This is a genomic window from Gemmatimonadaceae bacterium, assembly GCA_036273715.1.
In the GTDB taxonomy this organism is placed as follows: domain Bacteria; phylum Gemmatimonadota; class Gemmatimonadetes; order Gemmatimonadales; family Gemmatimonadaceae; genus JADGGM01.
Map to the genome: position 1 here is coordinate 18,082 of DASUHB010000007.1, position 10,716 is coordinate 28,797.

The following is a 10,716-nucleotide window of genomic DNA, read 5'->3' on the forward strand; positions in this document are numbered from 1 at the left end:
GGTTTCTGGTACACGCGACGCCTCCCTGTGTCGTGTGGCCGGGCCACTTGCCCGGTAAAAGTACGGCCCCCGTGGCCGTCGAGCATACTGCACGGCAACTGCAGAATCTAACTCCGCACAGCTGTCTCGCGCGCGATATTCAATTCGCCTACCAAAGCATCCACTGGGCGCACGCGAGAACGCAGCCACATCTCTGCTTGCAATGTGAAAAGCAACGTTACACCCAGCTGTGCTCCTCCGTTTCGTACGTAATGCTCGGACCAACGACGAAATTCCTCTGCATCGATTATTCCAACGTCTGCGAGTGCGGACTCTTGCATGAGCCCGTTGCTGAGGAACGGGAACTGCTTGCGCATCGACTCGTCGAAATAACCGGATGTGATGCCGGTCCTAGCGGCCCGCGGTGCTAACACAGTATCCGGAACCAAGCCGCGCACCGCCCGACGCAATAGCAATTTCGTCTCCCGTCCCGTCGAACGCTCCCACCGCGGCCGCGACGCCGCGAACTCGATCACCCGTCGGTCGTACAACGGCGAACGCAGGTCGACGCCTTCCTCGAGCGCAAACTCGGCGACAGCGCCGAACACTCGCGGGAAATACGCGTGCGACAAATACCACTCCGTCTCGAACGCGGCACAACTGACGCGTCCTTGCTGTGGCGCAAATGCACGCTCGCGCTCCTCGAGGTGATGCTCCGCTGCAAATGCGCGGCGAATCCACGAAGGCGGACGACGCTCGAGGTATCCCGTTGGGCGACGACCGCGGCGCAACACGGTGATTGCGCGCCGCGCCCGCTCGCTCAACAACGGATCGAGTACCGTACGCACGAAATTCCGCGCGTCGTGCAGCCTGAACCCGCCACCCTTTGCACGCCAATCACGCGCCAACTCGAGCCAGTGTCCCGTGCGCAGCAGATCCGCGAAGTACACGTCCGACACTTGGAAGAGTTGGTCACCGCCCATTCCATCCAATGCCACTCTCGCGCCTACGGCGCGCGTGCCGCGCGCGAGCGCGCGATGCCACATCTCGAACGCGTGCGCAAACGGCTCGTCGCGCCGCGCAGCCCGCTGTGACGGACGGTCGAAGAACGGCACATCGGTGATGCGCACCCACTGCACATCGGCGCCCCAGCGCTTCGCCGTCTCCTGAATGAACTCGTCCTCACGGCCCGGATCGCCGACGGGATAGCTCATCGACACCGGGTGCAGTAGCCGCGAGGTACCGCGCTCCTGTAGAGCCTGCTCCGTCACGCCAAACACGGCGGACGAATCCCACCCGCCGCTCAGCCAGACCGCGACATGCTGCTGTGGCGGCATGCGCTCCGCGGCCGCCCGCTCCAGCAACTCGCGCAATTGCAGCGCGCCATCCGCGAATGAGCTGCCGCCGCGTCCGCGATCGTTAACCCCAGGCGGCGTCCAGTGACTGAAAAGCTCAGCGCGTTGATCGGCGCGCCGCGCCAACGTCCACCCGGCGGGCACGTTCTGGATGGCCGTATACGCGGTCTCGTGGCCCGCGGCGAACAGGCCGCCGGCCGTCGCGGCGATCGCGGCCAGATTGAGCTCGGCCGGACATTCCGGATGCGCCAACACGCCGGTGACCGTCGATGCGATGACGAGCGTTCCGCCTAACTGCGCGTACGCGAGCGTGCGCTTGCCCGCGAAATCGCGGGCGGCGCAGACGCGTCCGGTCTTCCGGTTCCACACGATGAACGCGAAGTCGCCCTCGAGACGCGCGGCGCAGTCATCGCCCCAGGCGCGGTACGCCGCCGCAATGAGGTGCGCCGCGCCGTCGCCGGCGGGCACCACGCCGCGCTTGCCTAACGCAGCCCGCAGATCGGCGCGGTAGTAAAGCGACGCATCGGCCGCCACCACCAAGCCATCCCACTCGGCGACCAGCGTGTCGCCGGCCAGATCCGGCGCGCATTCCCATGCGTGACGCGCCACTGCCACCATCGCGCCGTCGAACGAACGAATCTCGTTCACATCGCCGCCGCGACGACGCATTACCTCCAGCATGCGCCGCCCCACCGTCTCGGACGCGGTGCGCTTGTCCTCGGCAGCCGAGAACACGCCAAGGATCGCGGTCATGGCGCGTCGACCAGGTGAACCTCTGCCAGCTCGGCGAAGGACCCGACGTGCTCGATGTCGTCGCCAACCACGCGACCCGCCAACTCCACCCACGCGTGCGCGCCAAACCGTCCGCGGCGCATCCGGACTCCGATGCGAATGCGGCTCCCAGGAATGTGATGTCGCTCGAGCATCCGGTGGACGGCGACGGCGCGCACCAGGCACAGCGGGCGAAACACCCCGTAATCCCCGGCACGACTCACCGCCAAGCCAAGCTGCTGCGCTCGTTCCATTTCAGCGGGCTCTACAGTAAAGTCCGACACTGCACCGCCGGCCTCGGCTGACCCGGAATGGCTGACGAGCCGTCCTGTCGGCCGCGTCCACACCAGTACCTGGGCTGCCAGAAGCGCTAGCTGCGCGTGCAGGAGGTCAACCCACTCGCGCGGACTCAGTGCGGCCAGTTTGTGAAGGAGTCTCGTCACTCTGCTCATCCGTCCGCTCGCTGCCGTGCGCGATGACTAGCCGATGGCGTGAAAGCTCCTCTATGAGCTCCGTCACATCCGCACGAATCATGGCCGGATCGGCATCCGGGTACTGCACGGACAGCGCCGCACACAGTTCTTCGAGGGAGTTGGTGGCTGGCGGCAAGAGTTCCCACACCCGCGCTCCAACCTCGTTCAGACCGAAGTACACCTCTTCCTCGGTTGAAAAAAGAACGGCTTCGCCGTCGAGCAACGCCTTATAAATGACGTTCGGGTTCGCAACCGGAAGCATGCAGTCCCCAGCTAGCGGATACTGAGCCCCGGTCTGTTGCTTCGCCATTCGGCGAGCAGTACCGCCACATCGCGGTCCGAGGCCCACTTCGGCACCAGAAACTCGGGTTCGGTTTCGAACCCGCCACGGGTTTCGAGCACCGAACGTGCCAGTGCCAATCTATCGCGCAGCACCCACCAGCCAGAGCCGTACTCGCCCCTCGTCGTTCGCGCCTGTCACGAAGCGCAACACTGCGCTCGGTAAGACGATGCGCTCCTCGCGCCCTCGCTACACCGGGCTGCGAACACGCCACACGGATGCCGGCGTCAAGCCGGCGCCATTCCCTTCCTCGATTGGCTGGCCAAGAGCGACCGGGACTATTCCCAGGCTGCGCCGCCAATCATCATGTCCACGTGACTCATATCCAGCAAGGCCAATTGTCACAATCCGGATTCGTGCCCCGTCTTACGCTCGCCCCGCGAATGCTGCGCATCGCCCGGCCGTGCTTCGACGTACTTGGGACGTCACCGGCTGCGCATGAAACGCGAAACCGTCCCAGCCTTTCACCTCGATCGCCGAGGATTCTGATGCGTCCTAGCGCACGACTCCTGCTCGCCTCGCTCGTTCTCGCGCCGCCTGCCGCCCTTTCACAGCAGACCGCAACAACCACGGCGACGGTCACTTCCGCCGATTACGCCCGCGCCGAAAAATTTCTGGCGTGGAACACGGCGCCGCTCATCTCGGGGGCAACGGTGCGCGTCGCGTGGCTTCCAGGGGACAAATTCTGGTACCGTAACTCCACGGCGCAGGGTTACGAGTTCGTGCTGGTCGACGCCCAGCATCACACGCGGACGCGCGCGTTCGATCAAGATCGCGTCGCCGCGGCGCTCTCGGCTGCCGCCGGACGCGCCTACGACGCATGGCACCTGCCAATCACACGTCTCGAGTTCTCGGCGGATGGCCGCTCGATCACCTTTGAGACCGACGATGCGCATCGCACCTTCACGTGCGACGTCGCAGGCCACCGGTGCACGCCGCAACCGGCCCAGCCTGATCTCCGCGACGACGTCGTATCTCCCGACGGCAAGCTGGCGGCGTTCATACGCAACGACAATCTGTGGGTGCGCGATCTCGCGACGGGAACGGACCGGCAGCTCACCACCGATGGCGTCAAGGATTTCGGCTACGCGACCGACAACGCCGGTTGGACCAAGAGCGACCGGCCCGTTCTTGCATGGTCAGCCGACTCGAAGAAAATCGCCACGTTCCAGCAGGACCAGCGCGGTGTCGGTGAGATGTACCTGGTCGAGACGCGTGTCGGTCACCCAGTGCTCGAGCAATGGAAGTATCCGCTGCCGGGCGACAGCGTGATCCCGACCATTCAGCGTGTGATCATCGATCTCAATGGCCCGCGCGTCATCCGCCTGCAGATGCCGCCCGACCAACATCGGTCGACGACCTGCGATCACATCCTCTGCGGGCGGAAATTCGCGGATGTCGAGTGGAGCGGCGACGCGTCGCACCTGGCGTTCGTGTCGACGTCGCGCGATCACAAGCACGAGACGCTGCGCGTTGCCGATGCAGCCACCGGCGCCGTGCGCGATGTGCTGCAGGAGTCGGTGCCCACCTTCTACGAATCGGGCTACAACGCCGAAAACTGGCGCGTCCTCGACACGCTCAAGCAGGTGATCTGGTACTCGGAGCGCGACAACTGGGGCAATCTGTACTTGTACGACCTCGCGTCGGGATCGTTAGTCAAGCAAATCACGACCGGACCCGGCAACGTGCTGCAGGTCCTTCGAGTCGACCAGAAGGACAAGACCATCTACTTCACCAGCGCGGGACGCGAGCCAGGGACCGATCCGTATTTCGTGCAGGTGTACCGGATTCGCCTGGATGGCACTCATCTCCAGTTGCTCACGCCGGAGAACGCCGACCACGAGGTGTCGATGTCGCCCGATGGCCGGTTCTTTGTCGACAGTTGGTCGACGCCCGAAGTGCCGCCAAAGACGGTGCTGCGCGACGAGAACGGCCGCACGGTGATGCCGCTCGAGACGGCCGACATCTCGCGCCTCGTGGCCGCCGGTTGGAAGCCGCCCATCCCGATCACGGTGACAGCCCGCGACGGGAAGACCGATCTGTACGGCTTGCTGTTCCGCCCAACGAAGTTCGATTCGACGAAGAAGTATCCGATCATCAATCACATCTACCCCGGACCGCAGGTGGGCAGCGTCGGCTCCCGCTTCTTCTCGGCGTCGCGAGGCGATGCGCAATCGTTGGCAGAGTTGGGCTTCGTGGTGGTGGAGATCGACGCGATGGGCACGCCGATGCGCTCGCACTCATTCCACGCCGCGTATTACGGAAACATGGGCGACAACGGACTGCCCGATCAGATCGCGGCGATGAAGCAGCTCGCCCAACGCTATTCGTGGATCGACCTCGACCGCGCGGGCATCTACGGCCATTCGGGCGGCGGCTACGCGACCGCCGATGCAATGCTGCGGTATCCGGATTTCTTCAAGGTGGGCGTGTCGGAGGCAGGCAACCACGACAACCGCGAATACGAGGACGACTGGGGCGAGAAGTGGCAGGGGTTGTTGGTGAAGAAGCCGGACGGCACGAGCAACTACGACGACCAGGCGAACGAGAACATGGCGGCGAACCTGAAGGGCAAGCTCTTGATCGCCTACGGCACTACCGACAACAACGTACCGCCGTACAACTCGCTGCTCCTGGTGAACGAGTTGATCAAGCACAACAAGGATTTCGACCTGATCGCGCTGCCTAACCGGCGCCACGGCTTCGGGAACGAGCCCTACATGATCCGGCGACGCTGGGACTATTTCGTCCGCTACCTGTTGGGCGCGGAGCCGCCGGCCGGCTACGAGGTGCACGGCCCCAGGCCCGGAGCGCCGTTGTTCTAGCGTTAGGCGGAGAACGGTGACGACAGAACGGGGGCATCCGGTTGTCCGGTGCCCCCGGTTTTCGAGCGATGCCGGCGGGGTTTTGCCCGCGGCGTCAGTCTATTACCAGCGATAGTGCGCGAAGGCCTTGTTTGCTTCGGCCATGCGGTGCGTGTCGTCCTTCTTCTTCATCGCATTGCCTTCGCCCTTGGACGCCGCCACCACCTCGGCTGCCAGCTTCTCGGCCATCGACTTTTCGTTGCGATCGCGCGAGAACTGCATCAGCCAGCGCATCGCCAACGCGGTGCGACGCTCGGGACGCACTTCGACCGGTACCTGATACGTCGCGCCGCCGACGCGACGACTCTTCACTTCGACCACCGGCTTCAAGTTCTGCAAGGCTTGCTTGAACACGTTCACGCCCGGCTGGCCCGTGCGCGATTCTACGAGGTCCATCGCGCCATAAAAAATATGCTCCGCCGTCGACTTCTTCCCCTGCAGCATGAGCGTGTTGATGAACTTCGAAACGGTCTGGCTATCGTAGCGCGCGTCGGCGAGCACCGGGCGCTTGATGGACTTTTGGCGACGGCTCACTTGCGACCTCCCGCACCAGCTTTGGGCTTCTTCGCGCCGTACTTGGAGCGACTCTTGTTGCGGCCATTCACGCCCGACGCGTCGAGCGTCCCCCGCACGATGTGATAGCGCACGCCCGGCAGGTCCTTCACGCGTCCACCGCGAATGAGCACGATGGAGTGCTCCTGCAGGTTGTGCCCTTCACCGGGAATGTAGGCCGTGACCTCGAACCCGTTCGTGAGCCGCACACGAGCCACCTTCCGCAACGCAGAATTCGGCTTCTTGGGCGTCGTCGTGTATACGCGCGTGCAGACGCCGCGCTTCTGCGGATTTCCCCGGAGCGCCGGCGCCTTCTCTTTCTTTTCGACGTCCTGGCGACTGCGCCGGACAAGCTGATTGATAGTCGGCATAACCTCTGTAGCGCGAACGAAGCCGCCCCACGGGCGGTAGAGAACGATAAAGTTAGACCGCCCGGAAAAGTGTGTCAACTACTTGAGATGTGCTTTCTTACCGATCACGGTCCAATTGGCGCCTCGGATCCGTGCCGCCGGTAGAAGGCGAACTTCCAAAGCACCCAGCTCCGCACCTTCTTCCCATCCTTCTTCGCCGGCTCATACCTCAGTTTCGGCAGCATCCTCTCGACTGACTGTGTGAACGCCGAGTCGCTCGTGGAGACCACCTTGAAGGTTGAGGAGTCGACGCAACCCATCGTGTCGACCACGAACTTGCCAACCACTGAAGCATCGCCCGACAGCTTCATGTCGGCCTCGGCCGTACCATTGTAGTTCTGACCTATGGTGCCGGGCCACGGAATCTGCGGATTGCCGCGCTCCGGCACCGCCTGCTGATCCACATCCACGTCATAGATGTGCGACGTGTCGAGCTGGTTGAGCGCCCAACCGTGGCCGCCGCACTTCGGCCGTCCATCGCGCACGGACGCCGAGCTCCGCACCGGTACCGCGAACGCAACCGCGACCGCTCCCACTCCAATGAATCCGACAACAGATCCGCGCATGAGACCCTCCGGTAAGAGTTGGTCGACTGCTCATGCATCCGGCACACATGGCCGGCGAACAAGACGGCCCGGACAACCGTAGGTCGCCCGGGCCGAGACTTGCCAGTTCCTGCGCTCATTCCTCCGCTATTCGTCGCCGCCCAAGGGGAACGGTGACGGAATCGCGCTCGCGGTACTCGTGAGCAGCGGAGCGAATGGAGCTTCGGTGAGAGCCGATTGCACCTCGGGCTGCGGTGGCGGCTCCACGCCTTCGATTTCGACATCGCTATACCGATACTGCCCGGTACCCGCGGGAATCAAGTGTCCGATAATGATATTCTCCTTGAGTCCCAACAAGTCGTCCCGGGCGCCGCGAATTGCCGCGTCCGTTAGGACGCGGGTGGTTTCCTGGAACGACGCGGCCGAAATGAACGACTGTGTGGTGAGGCTCGCCTTCGTGATGCCGAGCAGCAGCGGTTCCGAGGTGGCCGGCTGGTGCGACTTCTTCTGCGCCCGGTCGTTGACCTCGCGGAACGTGCCCTTGTCCACGTGCTCGCCTTCGAGCAACTCGGTGTCGCCCGGATCGAGGATACGCACCTTCTGCAGCATTTGACGGACGATCACGCCAATGTGCTTGTCGTTGATCTTCACGCCCTGCAGCCGGTACACCTCCTGGACCTCGTTCAACAGATATTCTTGCACCGCGCGCGGTCCCTTGATCCGCAAGATGTCGTGCGGGTTCACCGGACCTTCCGACAGACGGTCGCCGGCGCGCACGCGGTCGCCCTCGTGCACGCGCAAGTGCTTGCCGGCCGGCACCTCGTAGAGCTGCGCCGCCTGGCTGTCGTCGACCACGGCCTGGTTGCCGTCGCCTAACTTGAGCGGCTGGACGAAGATCTCGCGCTTGCCGCGCTTGATCTCGCCGAACCGGACCACGCCATCGATCTCCGAGATCGTGGCCGGATCCTTCGGCCGCCGCGCCTCGAACAACTCGGCGACACGCGGCAGACCGCCCGTGATGTCGCGCGTCTTGTACGCTTCGCGGCTGATCTTGGCGAGAATGCTGCCCGCGGCGATTTTCTCTCCGTCTTCCACCGTGAGCTGTGCGCCCACCGGGATCACGAAGTCACGGACGCGCTTCTCCTTCCCGCCCTTCTCCTGCACGATCTCGATGTGCGGGTGCAACTTCTTCTCGCGGTCCTCGATGATCACCCGCTGGCGCAACCCGGTGAGCTCGTCGAGCTCCTCGGTCACCGTTTCATCCTCGACGATGTCGACGAAGCGAATCGTGCCGTCGACGTCGGCGATGATGGGGTTCGTGTACGGATCCCACGTGAACACTACCTGGTCGCGCCGGATCTCGGCGCCATCCTCGACCATGAGGTATGCGCCTAACGGAACCTGGAAGCGCGACACTACCGGCGCGTTCTTTTCGGTGGACGCGCGGATGGTGATTTCCCCCTCGTACGAGGTGACGATCTTCTGTCCCTCGGGATTGGTAACGTGCGACAGCCGTTCGCCGAACTCGACCACGCCCGGCACTTTCGACTTCCGCGCCGTCTGCTCGGCGATACGAGCAGCGGTGCCGCCGATGTGGAACGTGCGCAGTGTGAGCTGCGTGCCCGGCTCGCCGATCGACTGCGCGGCCAGAATGCCGACCGCCTCGCCCAAATCGACCATACCCATGGTGGCCAGGTTGCGGCCATAGCACATGCGGCACAGCCCGCGCTTCGCTTCGCACGTGAGCACGGAGCGAATGCGAACGGTTTCGATGCCGGCGTCTTCGATGGCACGCGACATCTCTTCGTCGATGAGCTGGCCGGCTTCGGCGAGCAGCGTGCGCCGTCCCAACTCATCGATCTCGTGGGGATCCTCGACGTCTTCGGCGGCGACGCAACCGACGATGCGCTCCGACAGCGGCTCGATGATGTCTTCGCCTTCCTTCAAGGCGCCGACCTCGAGTCCCAGGATCGTCGCGCAATCTTCCTCGGTGATCGTCACGTCCTGCGCGACGTCCACCAAGCGACGCGTGAGGTAGCCGGCGTCGGCCGTCTTGAGCGCCGTGTCGGCCAGACCCTTTCGTGCACCGTGCGTGGAGATGAAGTACTCGAGCACGGACAGGCCTTCGCGGAAGTTCGACTTGATCGGGCTTTCGATGATCTCGCCGATACCGCCGGTGAGTTTCTTTTGCGGCTTGGCCATGAGACCGCGCATGCCGGCAAGCTGCCGGATCTGGTCGCGCGACCCGCGGGATCCGGAGTCGAACATCATGAACACCGGATTGAAGCCGTTCTTCGCCTTGGCCATGGTTTTCACCATCGCGTCGGCGACGTCGTTATTGGCGTGCGTCCACGTGTCGATGACTTTGTTGTAGCGCTCGCCGTTGGTGATGTTGCCGGTCTGATAGGCGCGCTGGAACCGCTCGACGCGCGCTTCGGCCTCCTGCAGGAGCGTGGTCTTCTCGCCCGGGATCTCGAGGTCTTCGATGCCGATCGAGACGCCGCCCATGGTGGCGTGGCGGAACCCGAACTCCTTGAGACGGTCGAGGAACTGCACGGTGCTGGCGAGTCCTTCCTTGCGGTAGGCCTCGAACACGAGCTCCGAGAGCGCCTTCTTTTTCATCTCGCGGTTCTGAAAGCCCAACGCCGGCGGGACGATGCTGTTGAACAGCACGCGTCCGACGGTCGTGTCCACCCAGCGTGCGCCGCGGGCATCGCGCACCAGGTACCGCACGGGGCTCTGGAACTGGACGTTGCCTAACGCAAGGCCCATTTCCACTTCGGCCAGCGTCGAGAAGCGCGGGGCGTTCTTGAGCCGCGCCTCGAAATCCAACGGACCCTTGGTCAGGAAGTAGCAGCCGAGCACGATGTCCTGGCTGGGCTCCGCCACGGGGCGGCCGTCCGACGGCTTGAGGATGTTGTTCGACGACAGCATCAGCAACCGCGACTCGAGCTGCGACTCGAACGACAGCGGCACGTGCACCGCCATCTGGTCGCCGTCGAAGTCGGCGTTGAACGCTGCGCAGACGAGCGGGTGGATGCGAATGGCCTTGCCCTCGACCAGCACCGGCTCGAACGCCTGGATGCCTAACCGATGGAGCGTCGGCGCGCGGTTGAGGAGCACCGGGTGGTCGCGGATGATCTCTTCGAGGATCTCGTAGACCTCGGGGCTCTCGCGTTCCACGATCTTCTTGGCGCGCTTCACCGTCTCGGCGATTCCCTTCTCGACGAGCTTGTGAATGATGAACGGCTTGAACAATTCAAGCGCCATCGCCTTCGGCAGACCGCACTGATGAAGGCGCAGTTCCGGACCCACCACGATCACCGACCGGCCGGAGTAGTCGACGCGCTTGCCGAGGAGGTTCTGGCGGAACCGCCCCTGCTTCCCCTTGAGCATGTCGGACAGCGACTTGAGCGGACGCTTGCCG

At 64.0% G+C, this 10,716-nt stretch carries 8 protein-coding genes; 2 read left to right on the forward strand and 6 right to left on the reverse strand.

The window, feature by feature from the left end:
• Positions 1 to 107: 107 nt before the first annotated feature.
• A complete protein-coding gene (locus tag VFW04_00995; GenBank protein HEX5177879.1) occupies positions 108 to 2,087 on the reverse strand; it encodes an asparagine synthase-related protein in 1,980 nt (659 codons plus the stop codon).
• A gap of 14 nt (positions 2,088 to 2,101) precedes the next feature.
• On the opposite strand from VFW04_00995, the gene VFW04_01000 reads away from it, so the two are divergent.
• On the forward strand, positions 2,102 to 2,410 hold the full coding sequence (locus VFW04_01000) for a hypothetical protein (GenBank protein ID HEX5177880.1): 309 nt from the start codon (positions 2,102 to 2,104) through the stop codon (positions 2,408 to 2,410).
• 85 nt (positions 2,411 to 2,495) lie between these two features.
• On the opposite strand, the gene VFW04_01005 is transcribed toward VFW04_01000, so the two are convergent.
• Positions 2,496 to 2,840 carry a PqqD family protein gene (locus VFW04_01005; protein HEX5177881.1) on the reverse strand — a complete coding sequence of 115 codons (345 nt, stop codon included), beginning with the start codon at positions 2,838 to 2,840 and terminating at the stop codon, positions 2,496 to 2,498.
• A gap of 566 nt (positions 2,841 to 3,406) precedes the next feature.
• Between VFW04_01005 and VFW04_01010 the strand changes: the two genes are divergently transcribed.
• Positions 3,407 to 5,743, forward strand: coding sequence for a DPP IV N-terminal domain-containing protein (locus VFW04_01010; GenBank protein ID HEX5177882.1), 2,337 nt, complete (start codon positions 3,407 to 3,409; stop codon positions 5,741 to 5,743).
• 102 nt (positions 5,744 to 5,845) lie between these two features.
• Here the strand turns inward: VFW04_01010 and rpsG are convergent, their stop codons facing one another.
• From rpsG to rpoC, 4 genes are all read right to left on the reverse strand, one after another.
• The gene (rpsG, locus tag VFW04_01015) at positions 5,846 to 6,316 is read right to left on the reverse strand and encodes a 30S ribosomal protein S7 (protein HEX5177883.1); all 471 of its coding nucleotides are present in this window, start codon (positions 6,314 to 6,316) and stop codon (positions 5,846 to 5,848) included.
• Positions 6,313 to 6,705: a 30S ribosomal protein S12 gene (rpsL, locus tag VFW04_01020; GenBank protein HEX5177884.1), complete on the reverse strand. Its 393-nt coding sequence runs from the start codon at positions 6,703 to 6,705 to the stop codon at positions 6,313 to 6,315. Before rpsL ends, rpsG begins: the two co-directional genes overlap by 4 nt.
• Before the next feature lie 104 nt (positions 6,706 to 6,809).
• Positions 6,810 to 7,310: an energy transducer TonB gene (locus VFW04_01025; GenBank protein HEX5177885.1), complete on the reverse strand. Its 501-nt coding sequence runs from the start codon at positions 7,308 to 7,310 to the stop codon at positions 6,810 to 6,812.
• A 126-nt stretch (positions 7,311 to 7,436) separates the two neighbouring features.
• The coding region (gene rpoC, locus VFW04_01030; GenBank protein HEX5177886.1) for a DNA-directed RNA polymerase subunit beta' at positions 7,437 to 10,716 on the reverse strand (3,280 nt) is incomplete at its 5' end.

Bases quoted from the DNA above. Each gene is read 5' to 3' on its own strand.
- VFW04_00995 (HEX5177879.1), bottom strand. From the start codon at position 2,087: ATGACCGCGATCCTTGGCGTGTTCTCGGCTGCCGAGGACAAGCGCACC.
- VFW04_01005 (HEX5177881.1), bottom strand. From the start codon at position 2,840: ATGCTTCCGGTTGCGAACCCGAACGTCATTTATAAGGCGTTGCTCGAC.
- VFW04_01010 (HEX5177882.1), top strand. From the start codon at position 3,407: ATGCGTCCTAGCGCACGACTCCTGCTCGCCTCGCTCGTTCTCGCGCCG.
- rpsL (HEX5177884.1), bottom strand. From the start codon at position 6,705: ATGCCGACTATCAATCAGCTTGTCCGGCGCAGTCGCCAGGACGTCGAA.
- VFW04_01025 (HEX5177885.1), bottom strand. From the start codon at position 7,310: ATGCGCGGATCTGTTGTCGGATTCATTGGAGTGGGAGCGGTCGCGGTT.